The sequence below is a fragment of the Mesorhizobium sp. M7A.F.Ca.MR.148.00.0.0 genome (assembly GCF_003997735.1).
In the GTDB taxonomy this organism is placed as follows: domain Bacteria; phylum Pseudomonadota; class Alphaproteobacteria; order Rhizobiales; family Rhizobiaceae; genus Mesorhizobium.
Genome location: NZ_RZTB01000007.1, coordinates 13,181 through 33,799, shown reverse-complemented (window position 1 = coordinate 33,799; position 20,619 = coordinate 13,181). Strand labels below are relative to the sequence as shown.

The window sequence follows — 20,619 nt, the reverse complement described above, 5'->3', positions numbered from 1 at the left end:
GCCGGGAGAAATCAAGCATGGCTGGAACGTTTGTCATCGCGCAGGGCGGCGGCCCAACCGCCGTCATCAACCAGACGGTTGTCGGGGCGACACTGGAGATCCGCAAGCGGCATCCAGGTGCCAAGGTGCTGGGCTCCATCCATGGTGTGCGCGGCATCCGTGACGGCAATTATGTCGACCTTTCCGCCATCCCCGAGGACCGGCTGCGGCTGATTGCCGGCACGCCGAGCGCCGCCCTCGGCTCGACCCGCGACAAGCCCGACGCCGCCTATTGCGATGTCATCCTCAACGGCCTGAAGAAGGCCGGCGCCGACGCCTTCATCTATATCGGCGGCAACGACACGTCGGGTACCCAGCAGATCCTGACCGATGCCGCCGGCGGCTCAATTGCCTTCGTCCATGCGCCAAAAACCATCGACAATGATCTCGAGGAAAACGACCACACGCCGGGCTTCATTTCGGCGGCCGAGTTCGTCGCCGGCGCCTTCCTGTCCGTCGATCTCGATTTTCGTGCGCTGCCCGGCATCTATGTCGGCATCGTCATGGGCCGGCATGCGGGCTTCCTGACCGCGGCCGCGGCCGCCTGGCAGCTCGACCCCGACAGCGGCCCGCACCTCGTCTACGTGCCCGAGCGCCCATTCTCAGCCGCCGGCTTCATCGACGACGTGCGTGCCACGCTCGATCGCCACAAGCGCTGCATCGTCGCCGTTTCGGAAGGGGTCAGCACCGCCGACGGCAAGGCGTTGGTCGAAAGCCTGGTGCCGCCGGACAAGCTCGAGCGCGACGCGCACGGCAACGTCAAGCTGTCGGGCAGCGACCTGCCGGCCGCACTCGAGCGCGCGTTGGCGGAAGGCCTGCCGGGCAAGCGGGCCCGCGTCGATGCGCTCGGCTACATGCCGCGCGGCTATATCGGCGCCATCAGCGCGGTCGACGCGCAGGAGGCGTTCGATGCCGGCGCTTTCGCCGTCACCGTCGCCGAACAGGGCGGCGGCTCGGTGGCGTTGCAATATGACGGCACCAGAACGGTGCTGAAGAAAGTGCCGCTCAAGAACGTCGCCGGCAAGACACGCCACATGCCGGACGATTTCATGAAGCCCGATGTCAATCAGCTGTCGGATGCCGGCATGGCCTATCTCAAGCGGCTGGTGCCGGAAAAGTACAAGGTCGGGAAGCCCTTCGTCTGATGCCCGGCTCGCTTCTCATGCCGGGCTCACACTTGATGCCCGGCTCACAGGTGATGCCCGACTGGTTCAGCAGGAGCGTCGTCGACGACAAGACGACGATGCTGACCGAGCCCTTCGTCCATGCCTATGTTCGGGCCAATATCTGGCATCTGCGCGGTCGCGATGCTGATTTGCTGGTCGACACCGGCATGGGCATCTGTCCGCTGGCGCCGCAGATCGAGACGGCGGAGGGCAAGCCGCTGCTGGTCGTTGCCACCCACATCCATCTCGACCATGTCGGCTCGCTGCATGAATTCCCGTTGCGGGCCGGGCCAAGGATGAGCGCGGCCCGGTTCGAGACCATGGATGAGGCCGCGACCTACGCCTACATGTTCCATGACCTCGACGGTGCCGTCTCGAAACTGCCGGCGCCCGGATGGAAGTCGGCCGACTACAGGATCCCGCCCGCGCCGTTGACGCGAACCCTGGACGAGGGCGATGTCGTCGATCTTGGCGACCGGCAATTTCGCGTGCTGCATTTGCCGGGCCATTCACCGGATTCGATCGCGCTGTTCGACGAGGTCGACGGCCTGTTCTTCAGCGGCGATGCCATCTACGACGCCATGCTGATCGACGACCTGCCGGATTCCGACCGAGCCGCCTATGTCAGCACGATGCGGCGCCTGCTCGACCTGCCGATCCGCATCGGTCATGGTGGACACGGACCGAGCTTCGACGGCAAGCGCATGCGCGAGATTGCCACGGCCTATCTCAAGCGAACCGCCGTGGCTGAGGCTCCAGCGAGACGGCAAGGTGCGGCCCGACGACTTTGCGGCCCTGCCGCCGTGCGGATATTAAATCTTCGTAAGGTCGCCCTAAAACCCTAAATCGGGCCAATCCGCGCCCTAGATGCAAGGCCGTCGATCCGGTTGGCTGCCATGTAGGCGAGACGGGCAATTGCGACCTCGACACGCCGATGACCGATTTCCCCGCACGGGAGAGGCCACGGCGCTGGATCAACTCTCGCCCGGACAAACGACCATGTCAGATATCCTTCGTAGGCATCGCGTCGCGGCCTTGCTGGGCGCTGCGCTGATCATATCCCCCTTCGTCATGTCTTTCGCCCAAGGCGAGAGCAACACTATTCCGACAACCCAGACACCTGTCGCCGGAATCACCGCGCCCAATGGCTCGTTCGCACCCATCGTTGCCGCCGACAAGCCGGCGGTGGTGACGGTCACCACCGTCATGAAGGCACAACCTGAAACGATGAGCGATGCATCTCCTTTCGACGGCGGCTCGCCCTTCGATGACTATTTCCGCCAGTTCTTCGGTGACCAGGGCATGCCGACGCCCAAGACGCCGCCACAACAGCAACCGCAGCGCGCCGAGGCGCTGGGTTCCGGCTTCATCGTCGGCGCGGATGGCACCGTCGTCACCAACAATCACGTCATCGATGGTGCCTCTTCGATCAAGGTGACACTCGACGACGGCACCGAACTTCCGGCCAAGCTTGTCGGCCGCGATGCCAAGAACGATCTCGCCGTACTCAAGATTAAGTCGGACAAACCCCTGCCGACCGTCAAATGGGGTGATTCCGACAAGCTCATGCCAGGCGACCAGGTGCTGGCCTTCGGCAACCCGTTCGGCATCGGCACCACCGTCACGGCAGGTATCGTCTCGGCGCGCGGCCGTGACCTGCATAGCGGCCCGTTCGACGATTTCATCCAGATCGACGCGCCGATCAACCACGGCAATTCCGGCGGCCCGCTGGTGGATGTCGCCGGCAATGTCGTCGGCATCAACACGGCAATCTATTCACCCAATGGCGGCAGCGTCGGCGTCGGCTTTGCCATTCCATCGGATCAGGCCCAGAAGGTGGTCGCCAAGTTGATGAAGGGCGGCTCCATCCAGTACGGCTATCTCGGCGTTCAGATCCAGGAGGTGACACCGGATGTCGCGAGCGCCATCGGGCTCGACCATTCCGGCGGCGCGCTGGTTTCAGAGGTCAACGACGGTTCGCCGGCGGCAAGGGCCGGCATCGAGACGGGTGACGTCATCACCAGCTTTGCCGGGCAGGACGTGAAGGATCCCAAGGACCTGTCGCGGGCGGTCGCCGATGTCGCGCCGGGCGCCAGGGAAACGGTCGATGTCTGGCGCAAGGGCAAGCCGATGCGGATTTCCGTCGATGTCGGCCAAAACAGCGCCGATGCGAAGACCGCGTCGCTGGACGACGGGTCCGACGCGCCGAGCGCCGGGCGCGCTCCCGCGATAGGACTCGGTTTGATGGATATAACGCCCGACATTCGCCAGCAGATGAACCTAGCCGGCAAGCAGCACGGCGCGGTGGTTGCCAGCGTCAACCCCGACAAAGCGGCCGCCGCTTCCGGAATTCAGGCCGGCGACATCATCGTTGCCGTCAATCAGGTGCCGGTCAAGAATGCCAGGCAGGTAACGCAGGCGATCGCCTTGGCCGGCAAGTCCGGCAGGAAATCGGTGCTCTTGCTGGTCGAGCGTGGCGACGCTCAAATGTACATCGCGGTGCCTTTTGCCAGTGGCTGAGAACTGGCGTTGACGTGAACATGGGACCGGCAGGTCCATCGGTGACGGTCCCGCCGGTCTCCGCCCGGCAAGATTTAGGTTGCCCGTCACGACATCTTCGAGAACATTGCGTCAGGCCGATAGTGGCCTGATTGCATGGGGATTGCCGCTATGGTCACCCGAGGTTTCTCTTCAGGACGGCGCCCGCCAGACGATGGCGATGCCCGCATCCCGCCAGGCCAATATCTGGAACAGGGTTTCCCGGTGCTGTCGGCCGGTCCGACGCCGCGCGTGCGTACCGAGGATTGGTCTTTCACGCTGAAACATGGGCCACGCCCGATCAAGAAATGGAACTGGACCGAGTTCAACGCGCTGCCGATGACCAAGATGACACGCGATATCCATTGCGTGACAGCATGGACCAAGTTCGACACGCCGTGGCAGGGCGTGCTGGTCGACGATATCCTTGCCGATGCGGGTGTGGAGCCGCCGACCGGCTTCACGCTGGCGCACGCGTTCGACGGCTACACCACCAACGTGCCGGTCAAGGACCTCACCGCCGGCAAGGCCATGGTGGCGCTGCTCTACGAAGGCAAGCCGATCACACCGGACCATGGCGGCCCGGCAAGGCTGCTGGTGCCGCATCTTTATTTCTGGAAGTCGGCCAAATGGTTGAACGGCCTGCAATTCACCACGCGAGACGAGCCCGGTTTCTGGGAATTGCGCGGCTACCATATCTATGGCGACCCATGGCGCGAGCAGCGCTACACGGACGATCCATGAGCGATGCGGCGGCAGTGCAGTCGCCCTGGCAAACAGCCGGCATTGTCCGCATCGAAAAGCGCACGCCGCGTGTCACCAGCTTCTTTTTCCAGCCTTCTCGGCCCTTCGCCTATCGCGCCGGGCAGCATGTCGACGTCAGGCTGACGGCGCCGGACGGCTATCAGGCGCGCCGCTCCTATTCCATCGCCTCCGCGCCCGAAACGAGCGGCGCAATCGAACTGGCGATCGAAAAACTCGACGATGGCGAGGTCTCGCCCTTCTTCCACGAGGTCGCGGCAGTGGGCGATGAAATCGAACTGCGCGGGCCGCTTGGCGGGCATTTCGTCTGGCCGGAGGATGAGAGTGGACCGCTTGTTCTGGTCGGCGGCGGTTCGGGCGTCGTGCCCTTGATGTCGATGCTCCGCCACCGCGCCGCGCGCAATTCAGCGGTGCCCGTCGTCCTGGTCTTTTCGGTCCGGGTCTGGGACGAAGTGATCTTTCGTCACGAGTTGATCGCCCTCGACGAACGCCAGGACGGCTTCGACCTGATGCTGACACTGACGCGCGAAGCCGCACGCCGTCCAGCCGACTATGCGCGGCGGGTAGACGTCGCGATGATGGTTCAAGCCATGACGCGGCTGCCGGAGCCGCCTGGCATCGCCTTCGTCTGCGGCTCCAACGCCTTCGTTTCCGCGGCCGCCCAAGCGCTGATCGATGCCGGCGTTGCAGCGGAAATCATTCGCACCGAACGCTACGGAGTTTGAACGGACTCTGGCGGTTCGGTCGAGACACGATGCTTCAAGCCTTGAAAATCGACCGATGAGGTAATACCTTGTCGGAATATGGTATTACCAAGGAGTGAAGATGGCCACCACCGTCACGGCAAAGGGACAAGTGACCATTCCCAAACCCGTCCGCGACCTCCTGGGGATCGTCCCGGGCAGCAGAGTCGATTTCCGGCGCGCCGCCGATGGCAGCGTGGTGTTGGCTCGGGTTGACAGAAAGCCGCCTGCGAGCCGCTTCGCCAATCTGCGCGGCCATGCCGGCGAGGGGCTCACGACCGAGGCGATCATGGCGCTGACGCGTGGCGGAGCGTGACGTTCGTCGACACCAACGTTCTGCTCGACCTTGTTACGGACGATCCCAATTGGGCGGGCTGGTCGATCGCGCAACTCGAGGCGGCAAGCCTCGATGGGCCATTGTTGATCAATGATGCGGTCTATGCAGAACTTGCCGTTCGCTACATCAGAATCGAGGATCTTGAGGCATTTCTGGAGGCGGCCGGTCTCGAAATGGCTCCGATGCCAAGAGCCGCCCTTTTCCTTGCTGGAAAGGTATTCACGCAATACCGCCGATCAGGAGGATCGAGGACCGGCGTCTTGCCTGACTTCTTCATCGGCGCACATGCCGCCGTCGCCAAGCTTCCGCTGCTGACCCGTGATGTCGGTCGCTACCAGACCTATTTTCCATCCTTGAGGCTGATCACTCCGGACCCCTGATAGCTGCCGGATGGACCTTCCTTCAGCCGACCGGTGAGAAATCCGCCGACAGCAACTGGAAAGGCAAGGCGCCATAGGCGGCCACCGTGGCCGCGTCGTTCCACTCGCGAAACTGTCGCGATGGTCGCGCCTCGAGCGTCAAGGCAACTCGCGCGCCGCCGAGCGTCACCTTACCGCGAAAATGCAGCACGCGTTCCCTGCCGGACCGGCTGATGGCCATGGCGCGCAGGCGGGCAATATGCTCGCCACCGTCATTGATCTCCATCTCGATGCGGCGCCGGACCGGCGGAACGCCGATCCTGACGGTGATTTCGAGCATCATGTCGCCGGTCGTTTGCGGACAGGCGATGGCCTGCGAAAACACCAAAGGCGCCGATGCTGCTTGAGGCTTGCGCGCGGCCGATCTGCCGCGCCAAGGTGTGGCGGGCGGCTCCTGCTGCAACCGGCCCTTCTTCCGCTTCAGGCGCAACTGCTTGGCAAGCCCGCGCGATAGCCAGACCAGGCCGCCGAAATCCGTGCGCGGCTTGGCTTGCAGAACCGACGACCAACGCGACAGGCCAACCCCGTCGGCCATGTCCAAGATTCTGGCCATTGTCGGTTCCGGCACCGGAATGCCGATCTCGAACGTTAGATAGGATAACGCCACCGCCGCTGGAACCGCCAGGCCGCGTCTGCCGACGATGTCGAGGAACGTGTCCCAATCGACGTCTTCGCCATGGATGGCGACCGCGCAGTCGACAAGCCAGTCGCTGTGGGTATGGGCGTCGAGGCCGCCATGGGCGATGGCCAGGGCCATGCGATCGGCCGGCGACGGCACGAAGACCGCGACGCCGCTGAATTGTGCCGGGACCGCCCGTTGCCAGATCGCCAGGTCGTCTTCCGCGCTCGTCTGCGACCCGTCATAGCCGAGCTGGTGCAGGTCGATGTCACCGAAACGGCCCTTGAAGAAGTTCATCGACCGCAGCGACGCCAACCGGGTTCGCAGATATTGCGCGCTGACGCCCGAGGCGATCTGCCAGTCGCGATCGCGCAAGATGTCGAAGACGGCAGCCATGTCGCGCGGGCGCACCAATATGTCGATATCATGCGCCACCCGGCCACGCTGCGCCGACGCGTTCAAGGCAATGCGGCTGGCGCCCTTTATCAGCATGATGTCGGCGCCGCCGTCGGCCATCGCCTTCAGCGCCGGCTCGGCCTCGCGCATCGCCATGCGCGACTTCGTCCACAGCATCTTCTGCAGGCCGACGAGGCGCGGATGGGCGGCATGCCCGGCCAGCTTCCTGCCGAACCTGTCGGAGATGGCGGCGAGCAGGCGATGTTCTCGAAACGAGACGAGATCGATGTCGTTCTCGTCCAGCCAGCGCGCGGCACAGGCAGCGGCTGCGTCCTCATCGGAGAGCAGCGCCGCCTTCAGCAACAGGTCCAGCTGGCCGGTGGGCCACGACCAGCCATAGTCCGGGAAGCGGCGGCCGATGCGGCGAACGGGCGTGGCGTTCAACTGGAACCTGCCTTGTTCTGGGCTCGCCGCTGCATTGCGAGCCTTGCGACCTGGAGGTAGCCCCGGTCGCGTGCCGGATCGCGGCCGTAGGAAAGGCTGCCCGGACGGATGCGGCGCAATGCAAGCACGTCGTCGAGCATGGCAAGGGCAAAGCCTGCCTCACGAACCCGGGCGATCCAGTCGATCATCTCGCCGCGGCCGCCTGGTGGGTCGATGATGGGACCGACGCTCTGCACCACCTCTTGGCGGATCATCATCGTCGTGCGCGACCAGCCAGCTCCACTGGTCGCATCGGGCAAATCGGGGCTGTCGCCGCGAAACGTCCGCCAATGCGTAAAGACGCCCGTTGTCCCGGGATGACGGTCGAGATGGACCAGCTGCTTTTCGATCTTGTCCGCCAACCACAAATCGTCGGCATCGAGCGTCGCGATGAGCGGCGTCGAGAGTGCCGCAATGCCACGGGTCGTTGCGCTGCCGGGTCCGGCATTGTCCTGTCGCAGCACCCTCACCGGCAGGTTCATCGCATCGATCACCGCAGCCGTATCGTCGGTCGAACCGTCATCGACCACGACGACGGCCTCCGCCCTTGCCGTCTGGGCCAGGACGGAGTTCAGGGCCGCGCCGATGGTGGCGGCCGCGTTGAAAGCCGGAATGACGACGCCGTAGGCTGCCATCAAAGGAACCGCCACTGCGCGAGATCCTTGAAGTCGAAGATTCCCTCCACCCGGCGCAAGTTGGGGTCGGCCTTACGACGCTTCATCGACTTGTGAATGGCGCGCATGAACTCGCGAAAGGGCACATCGGCTTCCTTGGTCATGTTGCCGGGATGACGCCTGTAGTAGAGAGCCACCGTATCGGGCATAACGTATTTTGTCTGGTTCTCAAAGATACGCAACAGATAGTCGGTGTCCTCGGCCTGTTTGAAATCCTCGTCGAAATCTCCGGTGCGCTCGATGAGGTTTCGCGCAAAGATCCCGGCGGACAGGTGGATCCCTCGCACGGTGATGGAGTGGCTGTCGGCGGCCGGTTCCAGCGTCTCGCCATCTATCTTGTCGACCAGCGTCATGCGCGAATAGGTCAGGTCGAGGCCAGGATTCTCTTCGAAGCAGGCGAGATCCGCCTTGAAGCGCCCTGTCGGGGAGATGTCGTCCGAATCGAGAAACGACACCAGGCCGGTCTGCGGCAGCAACTGCTTCAGCCCTGCATTGCGCGCCTTTGTGACGCCGCCATTGCTCTGCTGGAAAAGACGAATGCACGGGGCCTCGTCGATCAACGACCGTACGACGGCTGCCGAGCCATCGGTCGACCCATCGTCGATGACGATGATGTCGAGATCGATGTCTTCGCGCTGCCTGAGCAGCGAGCGCAGCGCGAGGCCAACGAATTGTTCGCGATTGTAGACGGGCATGATGACGCTCAGCTTCATGGGCGTCTCCGGCAGCGTTGCGGGCTTGGCTGATCCGACTTGATTGTGTCGAGCATCATAGCATCCGCCAATCGGTGGGACTCTTCAATTCGAAGATGCCCTGGACCTCTCGCCTTGCAGGATCGGCCTTGCGCCGCCGCATCGACTTGTGGATTGCACGCAAGTGGTTGCGGACCCTGCCGCTATGTTCCTTGGTGATATTTCCGGCATGGCGTCGGTAGTAGATCGCGACGGCGTCCAACAATTCGTAGTTCGGTCCCGCCTCGAAAACGCGCAGCAGATAGTCGGTATCCTCAGCCTGCTCGAAATCCTCATCGAACTCGCCCGTCCGGTCGACAAGCCCCCTGCTGAACACGGCGGCGCTCAGCGAAATTCCCCGAAGCGTCATCGTGCGGCTGTCGGCTGCCGGTTTCAGCCGCTCATCGTCAATCCGCTCGACCAGCGTCATCAGCGAGTAGGTCAGCTCGAGTCCGGGGTCTGCTCTGAAGCGCGCGAGGTCCTTCTTGAACCGTCCGGCCAGCGAGATGTCGTCAGAATCCAGAAACGAAACGAACTCCGCATCCGGCGGCAGTTGCCGCAGCCCGGCGTTGCGCGCCCTGGCCACGCCCATGTTGGATTGCTGGAACAGTCGGATACAGGGGTTTTCGCGCATCATCGAGCGCACGGCCCCAGCAGAGCCGTCGGTCGAGCCGTCGTCGATGACGATGATGTCGAGATCGGCGGCGTCCCGCTGCCGCACCAGCGAGCGCAATGCCGAAACGACATAGCGCTCACGGTTGTAGACGGGCATTATCACGCTCAGTTTCACGAAGCGCCCCGCGTGAGAAAGTCCGCAATCGTACCGGCTATCTCCTGTGGCTGCGTCCCCAGCGACAGACGATAGCACGGCAGCAGGCGGGTCAGATCGCTGAAGAAGCGAAAGCCGCTCTCCCGCTCGCCCGGCATCTGCGCTATGCCCGACGGCGCCAAGGCAATCATGGCATCCCTGCGCGACACCGGCACGATCGAACTTGCCTCGCCTCCGCCGATATGTGGCACCAGCAGCGCGATGATGTCCAGAGTTTCGGGCACCGGCCGGGGCGCGATGTCATCAATGTGAAAAGCATGCTTGCCTTGCCAGTTGAGCGGACCATGCGCTTTCAGCCGATGCTTCAGCCCAAGCCGAACGAACCCCTGGGGATCCTGTTTGAGTGTTGAAAACAGTGGGTGGGCAGTCACGCCGTTGGAGAGGTCGACCAGCACATAGTCGTCGCCGACGCTGTCCAGTCCGTTGAGGAGGCCGGCGGCGACGGTTCCGGATTTCCCGGCGCCGCCCGCCCCGGCCAACAGCACGCCCTTGCCCTTGGTGCCGAGCGTCCCCGCATGGGCCAGCCGCATGCCACGTGCCGCATATTCCCAATGCAGGAAAGCCCGCAGCGGCGCTCCCGGCTCCCACGGTGGAAAGGCATCGGCCGAAGCCATCAATTGCACGCCAACGCGACGTTGCGGATCATAGAACTGCCAGAAATCCAGGTCGTGGAAATGGTTGCCGCGCAATCCGGCCTCGGCCAGCCGGGTGGCGAAGCCATGCTGCGTGAAGGGTCCCTGGCCCCAACTTGCCGGTACCGCGATGCCGTCAATACCGGGATGCGCGACGAAGATGCGGCAGATGTCGGCAGGCGTTCGGTTGCCCGGAGCACTGACAAAGCCATGAGCGACGGCATCCGCCAACGCGCCGGGGCTGACATGCGCGGTCAGATCCAGATGCGGCAAGCCCACCTCGCGGGTCAGCGGATAATGCGCGGCGCTGCTCTCCGCTTGCGCCAGGACATGGCGTGCGTAGTCAGTCAGGTTTTCGAGAGTGACGTTCGGCATGGTCTGCCTGTTCCGGAGCTGTCCGGCAACGAGAACCTGATGGCGCTTCAGTTGGCCTGCTTCACCGCGGGCCAGCCGAGGGGCTCCTCGACCTCGTGGATGGGATCGACGACAATGAGATCGGCGAGATCGTCATGGATGTCGACCTTGAGGGGCTCTCTGGCAGCGGCGAGCTGAGCCAGCAATTCGCTTGGAGCCTGTCTTGCCACGCCATCGGTTACGGCCGCCAGCAAACCGAATTCGAGCAATTGTGAAACAAAGCCGTCAATCGCGGCGGCATCGAGGGCGCCAATGCCGGTCGCGGCGCCGACCAGTTCGGAGGCAGGTACGCCGGACGACAGTGCATCCCAAAGTCTGCTGCCTGAATCAGAGAAGCCGAAATATTTGCCCGTGGTCAGGTCAAGAACGACGGCTTCGCCGTCGAAGGATTCAAAGACGATATCCTTGCTGGCAATGGCATAGATGCCGGATTGTCGCATGTTTGCTCCCCCGCCGAGCAGGCCGCGGAGATGATCTTCGGGCCTTACGGTCAACCCCACCGTTGCAGGCGTCTAACCATTTGCAGGGTTTTTGGCAAGATGGCGCAGGCTCGGGGGCGAGCGCAGCCGGTCACGCTTCGATTTCAAGCGCAGAAAGCGGCTTCGAGCAACAGGCGAGGATAAAGCCGTCCTCGATTTCGTGATCGAGGATGCCGCCATTGTGACTCATCTCGACATCGCCCGCGATCTTCCTCACCTTGCAGGTGCCGCACAGGCCGAACTCGCAGGCGGCGGGAATCCGCACCCCAGAGGCGCGTGCCGTCTGCAGCACGGTCTGGCCGGCGACGCATTCGGCGTCGACATCGGAAAGCGAAAACCGGATTGGTGTCACGGCCTCGACGGCAGCAGCAGCGCCGTCTTCCGCCGGCGGCGAGAATGGCGCCGGGATCTCCTCCACGGCAGGCGCAGCAAAGCTTTCCTGATGGTATTTCGCCATGTCGAAGCCGGCGGCGTCCAGCATGCCGCGCACGGCGCGCATGAAGGGATCGGGGCCGCAGCAGAAAATCTCGCGCTCGCGGAAATCGGGCGCCAGCAATGGCAGCCGGATCGCGTCGATGCGGCCCATATGGCCGAACCAGCCCTCGCGGCTCGACCGCTCCTCGATCATGAAGCCGAGCGACAGGCCGGGCATGCGGCTGCCGAGCAGCTCGAGTTCCTTGCGGAAAATGATCTCTTCCGGGCGGCGCGCACAGTTGACGAAGCCGACATCTGTCCATGGCGCACAGTCGTTCAACCAGCGCAGCATCGACATCATCGGCGTCACGCCGGAGCCCGCCGAAATGAACAGATATTTGGCCGCCGGGTGGCTATGCAGCGAAAAATCACCGGTCGGCCCATAGGCCTTGACGTGTGAGCCCGGCGTCAGATAGTCGAACATCCAGCGCGTGCCGGTGCTGCCTGCCTGCGCCTTGACCGTCACCGCGATCGAGAACGGCCGCGACGGCGAGGACGACAGCGTGTAGGTGCGCATCAGCGGCCCCTCCGATGTCGGCAGTTCCAGCGTCACGAACTGGCCCGGCTTGTAGCGGAACCAGGTCTGGTTGTCGGAGCGGAAGGTGAAGGTCTTCACGTCCGGCGCTTCGTCGCTGACGCCGATCACTTCCAGCACCTGCAGCCGGTCGTTCCAGGGCGTCATCTGGTCGAGATGGCGATAGAGGCCAAGGTCCGTCATCGCATTCATCCTCTTGTCCCCTGGGCTAGGCGACGCTGCGCAGGGCCGGCCGGCCGCCTTCGGCAAGGCGCGGCCCGATGAACGACGCGTACCACTCGACGAACTGGATCACGCCGCCCTCATGCAGCTCCGAATAGGGGCCTGGTTCGTAGGCCGGCGACAGGATGCCGAAGGCGTTTTCCTCGACGATGCGGCGGTCCTGGTCGTTGGTCTCGGTCCAGACATGGGTGAGCTCAGCGAGGTCGTAGTCGACGCCTTCGACCGCATCCTTGTGGACGAGCCATTTCGTCGTCACCGCGGTTTCCGTGGCACTGATCGGCAGCACGCGGAAGGTGACGGCGTGGTCGCCGAGGATATGGTTCCAGGTGGTCGGATAGTGGTAGAGCAGCAAGGAGCCGATGCGGTCGGTTGAAACGCTGTCGGACAGGTTCTTCTGGACCGCCCGTTTTCCCGTCATGGTGTAGCTGACGGCATCGCGCAGCAGCGGCGCGCGGGTGGCGCGGTACTGCCCTGCCGGATCGATGCGGAATTTGCTCGGCAAGCCAGCGGCCTCGCATTTGGCCCAGTGCGCGACCATTTCAGGGTCGCTGTCGGCGCCTTGGACGCCGGTCACGGTCGGAGCCTCGGGGAAGGTCTTGCACAGTTCGGGGTGATTGGCGACGCAGTGGTAGCACTCGCGGTTGTTTTCCCAGACCAGCTTCCAGTTGCCCTTCTCGATGATCGTGCTCTCAAAGGCGATCTTTGCCTCACGCAAACGGTGCGGCAAAAGATAAGGTTCGATCATCGCCCGCATCGGCGCGAAATCCGCCGGCTCCTTGGCCAGGCAGATGAAGATGTAGCCGCCGACGCTCTCGCAGGCGACCGGCTTCAGGCCGAAATCACTCTTGTCGAAACCGTCGGCCATCTGGCGGGCAAACAGCAGGCGGCCGTCCAGCTGATAGGTCCACTGATGATAGGGGCAGACGAGCTTTGCCGCCGTACCCTTCTCCGTGTTGCACACGCGGCTGCCGCGATGGCGGCAGGAATTGTGGAAGGCGTTGATCTTGCCTTGCTGGTCGCGGACAAGGACAACCGGATAGTCACCGATCTGCACGGTGATGTAGCTGCCCGGCTTCGGCAGTTCGCAATCATGGCCGATGAACAGCCAGTCGCGATACCAGATAAGCTCCATGTCGAGCTTGAAGTAGTCTGGATCGGTGTAGAAGGGCTGCTCCAGTGAAAAGCCTTGCCGGCGCCCCTTCAGGAGCCTCAGCATGTCGTTGCGGATATCCATGTCCTGTCCTCGTTTCTAAGGACTGAACTGGTGGTGATGGAGGAAGGATTGAAACGCAGGCCGGCTAGGTGCCGGACATGCGCTATCCACCTCTTGACCGCCCACCGCGATCAGTCGAGTCTAAAAATCTCGGGCTGGTTTCCGGGCTCTGGAGTTGTCCTTGCGGACCATCGCGACACCTTCCCAGGCAGTTGCCCAGTGGTCTCCCGTTGCGACTTGAACTCCACCACCGTTGCGGGGGCAGCGCCGGATTCTGACCGGCTTCCCAATTCTCCGCCTCGTCGTCACGAAGCGGCACCTGAGATGGTATGATCTAACCACGATCGCGGGCGCGCCGTCGGCATGAAAACGACATCGTATCCATGCGGCGCGACACGGCATGCGAAACGTCACCGCAGATCGTCGCGGGCCGAAATCCCGCCTCCCGGGCCGCCATTTGCCGGCCGCGATCTTCCCTAATCCGACCCTTGGCGGGGGTCAAAAAAGGTTGACGGCTTCGAAAAGTGACTATTAGCTTGCCCTAAAATCGAACCGAACGGTTCGTTTCTGTTGACGGTGCGTGCAGGACGGTGTGAACGCTGGGCTTTGAAACAGTCAGTGATCCATCGGATGGCTAAACCTAACATACTGATATGAAGAAGAAAAATGTACCCGTAGATTCCCTTGGCACAATTTCAAGGTGTGGATTCATGGTCCACACGGAACAACTTCGTGATTGGAAAAGGCGGGGTTGCCCTCCCACATCGGGGCTGTCCGAACGACGCGATTTCATTTCCAAGACACGCCGCTAGACGGACGGAAAAAAGACGATACTGGAGTACCAAAAATGAAAAAGATCATTCTCACTGCCGCAGCCCTTCTGGCCATTTCCGGCAGCGCCTTCGCTGGTAGCGACCACTACGGTTCGAACGCCGCGGCAGCCACTGCTGTCGACAGCTCGTACACCGCTTCGACCAAGAAGTCGGAACCGGCTGCTCAGGCGCCTGCCCAGGGTGCTGACCACAACCTCTTCGGCAACAACTAACAGCCGATTCCCAGTCGACGGCGGGCTCGCTCGCCGCCCTGGCGAACTTCAGGCATTCGAAATTCGGACATTCAGGAGTATTTAAGATGAACAAGATCCTCATTGCTGCCGCCGCCGTTCTGGCCATCACCGGCAGCGCTTTCGCGGGCAGCGACAACTACGGTTCGAACGGCTCCAATCAGCCTGCCGCCGCTGTGGACCAGTCGTACACGGCTTCCACCAAGACCTCGGAACCGGCTGCCCAGACGCCCGCTCAGGGCAGCGACCGTAACCTCTTCGGTCGCTAATTACCAATTTCGCAACCGACGGCAGCTGTGTCTGTCGTCTGGCGAAATCCAGAATTCAGGAGACTAAAATGAACAAGATCCTTATTGCTGCCGCCGCCGTTCTGGCCATCACCGGCAGTGCCTTCGCCGGCAGCGACAACTTTGGCTCCAACGGCGCCAACCAGCCTGCGGTTACTTCGGTTGACAGCGCGCATACGAGCTCGGTCCGCAACAGCGGTGGCCTCGTCGAGAAGCTGCTCAATTCGTCGGGCGACGTAGAGAAGTCCGCCCCTCAGGGCAGCGACCGGAATCTCTTTGGCCGTTAACAGCCGAAGCTGATCTTCAACAAAAGAGTGGCGGGCCTGGCCCGCTGCTCTTTTTGCGTCCAAGACGCGGTCCTGCGTCAGGCCGCCTTCGCTTCAGCCTCATGAAGGGCAAACGACCGCCCATCGGTGTCGAAGATATGCAGGTCCTCGCCATTGGCGCTCAGCCTCAATGTCGAACCGCGCTTGACCTCGACATTGCCGGGCAGCTTGGTCACCAGCGGCAGGTCGGCGCGACCGATGTCGACATAGACCAGCTGCACCTCGCCGAGCTGCTCGACATAGTCGACCGTCCCCTCGAACAGATAGTCCGCGCCGCTGGCGATGATCAGGTCCTCCGGCCGCACGCCAAAACTCACCGCAGCGCCCTTCGCCGAAGCCGGCGTCGCGATCGGCACGGTTGCCTTGCGTCCGCCGACATGGCTGACGACGGTCGGATTGCCTGATTTGTCGATGGTTGCGGGCAGGATATTCATGGCCGGCGAGCCGATGAATTGCGCAACGAACAGATTGCCGGGCTTCTTGTAGAGGTCCATCGGCGTGCCGACCTGCTCGATATGGCCGTCCTTGAGCACCACGATGCGGTCGGCGAGCGTCATCGCCTCGACCTGGTCGTGGGTGACGTAGATCATGGTCGTGTTGGGCATCGATTCCTTGAGCTTGGCGATTTCGATGCGGGTGGCGACTCGCAGCGCCGCATCAAGGTTCGAAAGCGGCTCGTCGAACAGGAACACCTTCGGATTGCGCACGATGGCCCGGCCGATGGCGACGCGCTGGCGCTGGCCGCCCGACATCGCCTTGGGCAGGCGGTCGAGATATTTGGTCAGCTGCAGGATCTCGGCGGCCTGACGCACGCGGCGGTCGATCTCGGCCTTGTTCTCTTTGCCGATCTTCATCGAGAACGCCATGTTGTCGTAGACGGTCATGTGCGGGTAGAGCGCATAGGACTGGAACACCATGGCGATGCCCCGTTTCGACGGCGGCACGTCGTTCACCACTTCGCCGGCTATTCTGAGCTCGCCGGAGGTGATTTCCTCGAGCCCGGCGATCGATCTCAGCAATGTCGACTTGCCGCAGCCCGACGGGCCGACGAAGACGATGAACTCGCCCGACTTAATATCGAGGTCGATGCCGTGGAGAATGTTCAGATTGCCGTAGGACTTCTTCACTTGTCTTAGCGTGACATCGGCCATTGGTTTCCTCCAGTGATTGGAAATTCAGTCGAGACGCCCGAACCAGGCGCCGTAGCCGCCAAGCTCGATGGAACCGCTGTTCGCCTGCCCCGAAAATCCGTGCCCGGGCAGAGGTTGCAGCGATCGGCCGCCAAGGTCAACCTTGGCCGGCCCGGCTCCCAGATTGAAGACGCAGACGATCTGCTCGTTGCCTGCGCGGCGCGTGAAGGCGACGGTGTCGCCCTCACTTTCGATGAAGGTGATGTCGCCCTTGGCGAGCGCCGGATGGGCACGCCGGAAGGTGAGAAAGCGCCGGTAGTGCTCGAGCAGCGAAGCCTCGTCGCCCTGCTGGACATTGACCGCTTGCGCCAGATGCTTGGCCGGCACCGGCAGCCAGGGCTTTGCCTGGGAGAAGCCGCCATTCTTGGCGCTGCCATCCCACACCATTGGCGTGCGGCAGCCGTCGCGGCCCTTGAATTCCGGCCAGAAGCGGATGCCATAGGGATCCTGCAGATCCTCGAACCGCAGCTCTGCCTCACCGAGCCCAAGCTCCTCGCCCTGGTAGATGCAGACCGAACCGCGCAACGACATCAGCAGCGCCGAGATGACCTTGAGGTAGGCGGTCGGGTCGGCCTCATTGGCGGCCCAGCGCGAGGCCGGGCGCATCACGTCGTGGTTGGAGAAGGCCCAGCACGACCAGCCGTCGCTGGCGACTTTGCCGAAGGATTCCAGCACCGAGCGGACCTTGCCCGCGCTGATCTTTTCCGGCGCCAGGAAATCGAAGGAGTAGCACATGTGCACGCGCTTGCCGCCTGCGGTGTAGGCGGCAACCACTTCAAGCCCGCGCTGCGAATCGCCGACCTCGCCGACCGCTGCGGTTGCCGGATACTCATTGAGCAGGGCACGGAACCGTTCGAGGAAGCCGAGGTTCTCGGGCCGGCTCTTGTCGTAGAGATGGTCCTGGTAGTTGTAGGGGTTGACCGCCGGCGCGGTCTGGTCGTTGCGCTCTTCCGGCGGCAGCGGCGGATTGTTTTCCAGACCCTGGCTGTGGAAGTAAAAATTGATGGTATCGAGCCGGAAACCATCGACGCCGCGTTCCAGCCAGAAGCGGGTGACGTCGAGCAATGCGTCCTGGACTTCGTGGTTGTGAAAGTTGAGGTCGGGCTGTTCGGCCAGGAAATTGTGCATGTAATATTGCTGGCGGCTGGTGTCCCATTGCCACGCCGAGCCGCCGAAGATCGACAGCCAGTTGTTGGGCGGTGTGCCGTCCGGCCTGGCGTCTGCCCAGACGTACCAATCGGCTTTCGGGTTGCTGCGGCTCGACCGGCTTTCCTTGAACCAGGGATGACTGTCGGCAGTGTGCGACAGCACCTCGTCGATCATCACCTTCAAGCCCAGCCTGTGTGCCTCGGCGGTCAGCGCGTCGAAATCGGCCAGCGTGCCGAACATCGGATCGACATCGCAGTAATCCGTCACGTCATAGCCGAAATCCTTCATCGGCGACTTGAAGAACGGCGAGATCCAGATGGCATCCGCGCCGAGTGCGGCTATGTAGGAGAGGCGGCCTATGATGCCCTTGAGATCGCCGATGCCGTCGCCATTCGAGTCCTGGTAGCTGCGCGGGTAGATCTGGTAGATCACCGCGCCCCGCCACCAGTCGCGATCGATGGCGAGGTCAGGCTTCGAGCTGGCCTTCAAAGCGGATTGCATCGTCTCAGCCTCCTTTCACCGAGCCGGCAAGCAGCCCGCGGACAAAATAGCGCTGCAGCGAGAAGAACACGATCAGCGGTACGATGATGGTCACGAAAGCCGATGTCGTCAGAATCTCCCAGTCGCCGCCGCGCGAGCCCAACAGCGCGTTGAGCTTGGCGGTCAGCACGATCTGGTCTGCCTCTGTACCGAGGAAAACCATCGCCACCAGCAGATCGTTCCATACCCACAGGAACTGGAAGATGGCAAACGAAGCCAGCACCGGGAACGACAGCGGCAAGACGATCTTGACGAAGATCTCGAAATCGCTGGCGCCGTCGATGCGCGCCGATTCCATGATCTCGCGCGGCAGGCCGGCAATGTAGCTGCGCAGCAGGTAGATGGCGAAGGGCAGGCCGAAGCCGGTATGCGCCAGCCAGATGCCGAGATAGGTCTTCGACGGCATGCCGAAGAAAGCGCCGACGCCATTATAGAGTTTCAACAACGGGATCAGCGACATCTGCAACGGCACCACCAGCAGGCCGATGATGACCGCGATCAGCAGCGCCCGGCCGGGAAACCGCATCCAGGCCAGCGCATAGGCGGCAAAGGCGGCGATCAGGATCGGGATGACGGTAGCCGGAATGGTGACGGTCAGAGAATTCATGAATGACCGTCCGATGCCTTCGGAGAACAGCACGGTTTTGTAATTGTCGGTGGTGAATTTCGGCGGCGCCGACGAAGCATAATAGACGCGCTGGCCGCGATCGCCTTCGAACGCTTTCGGGGACTGCATGATGAAGCTGCCGTCGGCATTGAGCTGCAAGGTCACGCCGTCGCCGAGATCGGCTGTGGTGCCGGCGGGATATTGCGTCGGTGCCGCCGATTTGACTCCGAAGGCGCTGATGTCGCGCTTGGCGCCGTCGCCGAAGATATTGCCTTCGAGGACGAACTTGCCGTCCTTCTCGACTTGCGCCGAGGCGGGCGGCAGCCGGCCGGCTTCCGTCTGGGTGGAACTGGCGAAAGAGTTCCACCATCCCGAGGCGATGATCTGGTTCTTGTCGCGCAGCGACGAGACCAGGATGCCGAGGGTCGGTATGGTCCAGATCGCGACGAAGATGAGCACGGCGATGTGGACGCCAAAGCGGCTGGCGAAGGAATTTCCGGTCGCGACGGCCATCTCAATGTCCTTCCGTCTCTTTGTTCGCCTGGCGGATGTTCCAGACCATGATCGGAATGACGGCTATCATGATGATGATGGCGATGGTGGCGCCGCGGCCGAAATCGCCGCCGCCGCGGAACATCCAGTCGAACATCAGATTGGCCAGCACCTGGCTGTTCCACTGGCCGTTGGTCATGGTCAGCACGATGTCGAACACTTTGAGCACCAGGATGGTGATCGTGGTCCAGACCACGGCGATGGTGCCCCAGATCTGCGGCACCATGATCTTCCAGAAGATCTGGAACGGATTGGCGCCGTCGATGACGGCGGCTTCCAGCGTTTCTTCGGGAATGCCGCGCAGGGCGGAAGACAGGATGACCATGGCAAAGCCGGTCTGAATCCAGATCAGGATGATCATCAGGAAGAAATTGTTCCAGAACGGCAGCGATATCCAGACCTGCGGTTGGCCGCCGAAATGCTGGATGATGGCGTTGAGGATGCCGATCTGCGTCTGGCCGTCGCCCCGATACTCGTAGATGAATTTCCAGATCACACTGGCGCCGACGAAGGAGATCGCCAGCGGCAGGAAGATCAGGCTCTTGGCGATCGTGCCCCACCAGATCTTGTCGGTGAGCACGGCGATGATCAGCCCAAGGAAGGTGCAGGCGGCCGGCACGACCGCCAGCCAGATGATGTTGTTGAGGATCGAGTTGCGGAACTCGCGATCGCCGAACGCCCATTGATAGTTCGCCAGGCCGACGAAATTGATGCCGCTGCGATCGAGGAACGACAGCCGCAGCGTCTCGACCACCGGATAGATCAGGTAAATGGTGAGGATGATCATCGCCGGGCCGACGAACAGCCATGGCCTGACCAGCCCTTGCCGGCGCAGATTGTCGATGGCCGCGGCACCCGCGACGCCGCGTGACGGGAATATCAGGTCGACCAGTTTGTTGGCGCCCCAGAAATAGGCGACGCAACCGCCGACCCCGACGATGATGACTGTTATGGCCGAGAAAATCTGAGCCGCCATGGGTCCCTCTCCCCCTGCGCATGACCCGCCAAGGAATGACCTTGGTGACGGGGACCATGCGCCGATTCAGTTGTTTGGAGCGCGTCATCGGCGGCTTGCGCACATTGCCGATCGCGCTTCATGTCAATGCGCTCATGACGAAAGGCTGCGGCACGGGCCGCCGTCGGATCCGGGCCAGTACGGCCCGGATCCAGTGCGAGAATGGTTGGTCGCTTACGTGCCGG

General features: G+C 62.7%; 22 protein-coding genes and 1 riboswitch. Of the genes, 10 read left to right on the top strand and 12 right to left on the bottom strand.

Annotated elements, in window-relative coordinates:
* Positions 1 to 17: 17 nt before the first annotated feature.
* From EOB49_RS04355 to EOB49_RS04325, 7 genes are all read left to right on the top strand, one after another.
* Entirely contained in the window at positions 18 to 1,184 is a 1,167-nt protein-coding gene (locus tag EOB49_RS04355) for a diphosphate--fructose-6-phosphate 1-phosphotransferase (RefSeq protein ID WP_013528281.1), read from the top strand.
* Between the two features lie 53 nt (positions 1,185 to 1,237).
* Positions 1,238 to 2,050 carry an MBL fold metallo-hydrolase gene (locus EOB49_RS04350; protein ID WP_245472490.1) on the top strand — a complete coding sequence of 271 codons (813 nt, stop codon included), beginning with the start codon at positions 1,238 to 1,240 and terminating at the stop codon, positions 2,048 to 2,050.
* A gap of 154 nt (positions 2,051 to 2,204) precedes the next feature.
* Positions 2,205 to 3,725 (top strand): DegQ family serine endoprotease, encoded by a 1,521-nt coding sequence (locus EOB49_RS04345; RefSeq protein WP_127380247.1) that lies wholly within the window; start codon positions 2,205 to 2,207, stop codon positions 3,723 to 3,725.
* 150 nt (positions 3,726 to 3,875) lie between these two features.
* Positions 3,876 to 4,487: a sulfite oxidase-like oxidoreductase gene (locus tag EOB49_RS04340; RefSeq protein WP_127328558.1), complete on the top strand. Its 612-nt coding sequence runs from the start codon at positions 3,876 to 3,878 to the stop codon at positions 4,485 to 4,487.
* Positions 4,484 to 5,230 (top strand): FAD-binding oxidoreductase, encoded by a 747-nt coding sequence (locus EOB49_RS04335; protein WP_127320468.1) that lies wholly within the window; start codon positions 4,484 to 4,486, stop codon positions 5,228 to 5,230. Before EOB49_RS04340 ends, EOB49_RS04335 begins: the two co-directional genes overlap by 4 nt.
* A gap of 100 nt (positions 5,231 to 5,330) precedes the next feature.
* The gene (locus EOB49_RS04330; protein WP_127267350.1) at positions 5,331 to 5,564 is read left to right on the top strand and encodes an AbrB/MazE/SpoVT family DNA-binding domain-containing protein; all 234 of its coding nucleotides are present in this window, start codon (positions 5,331 to 5,333) and stop codon (positions 5,562 to 5,564) included.
* A complete protein-coding gene (locus tag EOB49_RS04325) occupies positions 5,561 to 5,965 on the top strand; it encodes a type II toxin-antitoxin system VapC family toxin (protein ID WP_127380246.1) in 405 nt (134 codons plus the stop codon). The genes EOB49_RS04330 and EOB49_RS04325 overlap by 4 nt, the downstream gene beginning before the upstream one ends.
* A gap of 22 nt (positions 5,966 to 5,987) precedes the next feature.
* Here EOB49_RS04325 and EOB49_RS04320 read toward each other — a convergent pair whose 3' ends face one another.
* The 8 genes from EOB49_RS04320 to EOB49_RS04285 form a co-directional block, all read right to left on the bottom strand.
* Complete coding sequence (locus tag EOB49_RS04320; protein ID WP_127380245.1) at positions 5,988 to 7,463, bottom strand: nucleotidyltransferase family protein; 1,476 nt, start codon at positions 7,461 to 7,463, stop codon at positions 5,988 to 5,990.
* Complete coding sequence (locus EOB49_RS04315; protein ID WP_127380244.1) at positions 7,460 to 8,137, bottom strand: glycosyltransferase family A protein; 678 nt, start codon at positions 8,135 to 8,137, stop codon at positions 7,460 to 7,462. Before EOB49_RS04315 ends, EOB49_RS04320 begins: the two co-directional genes overlap by 4 nt.
* Positions 8,137 to 8,889 (bottom strand): glycosyltransferase, encoded by a 753-nt coding sequence (locus EOB49_RS04310; protein ID WP_127380243.1) that lies wholly within the window; start codon positions 8,887 to 8,889, stop codon positions 8,137 to 8,139. The genes EOB49_RS04315 and EOB49_RS04310 overlap by 1 nt, the downstream gene beginning before the upstream one ends.
* A gap of 55 nt (positions 8,890 to 8,944) precedes the next feature.
* Complete coding sequence (locus tag EOB49_RS04305; protein ID WP_127380242.1) at positions 8,945 to 9,679, bottom strand: glycosyltransferase family A protein; 735 nt, start codon at positions 9,677 to 9,679, stop codon at positions 8,945 to 8,947.
* A 14-nt stretch (positions 9,680 to 9,693) separates the two neighbouring features.
* Positions 9,694 to 10,743 (bottom strand): serine kinase, encoded by a 1,050-nt coding sequence (locus tag EOB49_RS04300; RefSeq protein ID WP_127380241.1) that lies wholly within the window; start codon positions 10,741 to 10,743, stop codon positions 9,694 to 9,696.
* Between the two features lie 47 nt (positions 10,744 to 10,790).
* Complete coding sequence (locus EOB49_RS04295; protein WP_127320475.1) at positions 10,791 to 11,222, bottom strand: PqqD family protein; 432 nt, start codon at positions 11,220 to 11,222, stop codon at positions 10,791 to 10,793.
* A gap of 130 nt (positions 11,223 to 11,352) precedes the next feature.
* A complete protein-coding gene (locus EOB49_RS04290; protein ID WP_127380240.1) occupies positions 11,353 to 12,453 on the bottom strand; it encodes a hybrid-cluster NAD(P)-dependent oxidoreductase in 1,101 nt (366 codons plus the stop codon).
* Between the two features lie 25 nt (positions 12,454 to 12,478).
* The gene (locus EOB49_RS04285; RefSeq protein ID WP_127380239.1) at positions 12,479 to 13,726 is read right to left on the bottom strand and encodes an aromatic ring-hydroxylating dioxygenase subunit alpha; all 1,248 of its coding nucleotides are present in this window, start codon (positions 13,724 to 13,726) and stop codon (positions 12,479 to 12,481) included.
* Between the two features lie 114 nt (positions 13,727 to 13,840).
* A riboswitch (cobalamin riboswitch) is annotated at positions 13,841 to 14,043 on the bottom strand.
* Positions 14,044 to 14,552: 509 nt separating this feature from the next.
* Here EOB49_RS04285 and EOB49_RS04280 point away from each other — a divergent pair.
* The 3 genes from EOB49_RS04280 to EOB49_RS04270 all read left to right on the top strand — a co-directional run bounded on the left by EOB49_RS04280 (position 14,553) and on the right by EOB49_RS04270 (position 15,342).
* Positions 14,553 to 14,750: a DUF680 domain-containing protein gene (locus EOB49_RS04280; RefSeq protein WP_027039902.1), complete on the top strand. Its 198-nt coding sequence runs from the start codon at positions 14,553 to 14,555 to the stop codon at positions 14,748 to 14,750.
* Positions 14,751 to 14,836: 86 nt separating this feature from the next.
* Complete coding sequence (locus tag EOB49_RS04275; protein ID WP_027039901.1) at positions 14,837 to 15,037, top strand: DUF680 domain-containing protein; 201 nt, start codon at positions 14,837 to 14,839, stop codon at positions 15,035 to 15,037.
* 68 nt (positions 15,038 to 15,105) lie between these two features.
* The gene (locus EOB49_RS04270; RefSeq protein WP_023813652.1) at positions 15,106 to 15,342 is read left to right on the top strand and encodes a DUF680 domain-containing protein; all 237 of its coding nucleotides are present in this window, start codon (positions 15,106 to 15,108) and stop codon (positions 15,340 to 15,342) included.
* A 77-nt stretch (positions 15,343 to 15,419) separates the two neighbouring features.
* On the opposite strand, the gene ugpC is transcribed toward EOB49_RS04270, so the two are convergent.
* From ugpC to EOB49_RS04250, 4 genes are read right to left on the bottom strand one after another with little or no spacing between them, the layout of a single operon-like run.
* Positions 15,420 to 16,532: a sn-glycerol-3-phosphate ABC transporter ATP-binding protein UgpC gene (ugpC, locus tag EOB49_RS04265; RefSeq protein WP_127328567.1), complete on the bottom strand. Its 1,113-nt coding sequence runs from the start codon at positions 16,530 to 16,532 to the stop codon at positions 15,420 to 15,422.
* A 24-nt stretch (positions 16,533 to 16,556) separates the two neighbouring features.
* Complete coding sequence (locus EOB49_RS04260; protein WP_127380238.1) at positions 16,557 to 18,221, bottom strand: alpha-glucosidase family protein; 1,665 nt, start codon at positions 18,219 to 18,221, stop codon at positions 16,557 to 16,559.
* A 4-nt stretch (positions 18,222 to 18,225) separates the two neighbouring features.
* Positions 18,226 to 19,380 carry a carbohydrate ABC transporter permease gene (locus EOB49_RS04255; protein WP_127328568.1) on the bottom strand — a complete coding sequence of 385 codons (1,155 nt, stop codon included), beginning with the start codon at positions 19,378 to 19,380 and terminating at the stop codon, positions 18,226 to 18,228.
* A gap of 1 nt (position 19,381) precedes the next feature.
* Positions 19,382 to 20,395, bottom strand: a complete 1,014-nt coding sequence (locus tag EOB49_RS04250) for a sugar ABC transporter permease (RefSeq protein WP_127380237.1) — start codon at positions 20,393 to 20,395, stop codon at positions 19,382 to 19,384.
* Positions 20,396 to 20,619: the final 224 nt, after the last annotated feature.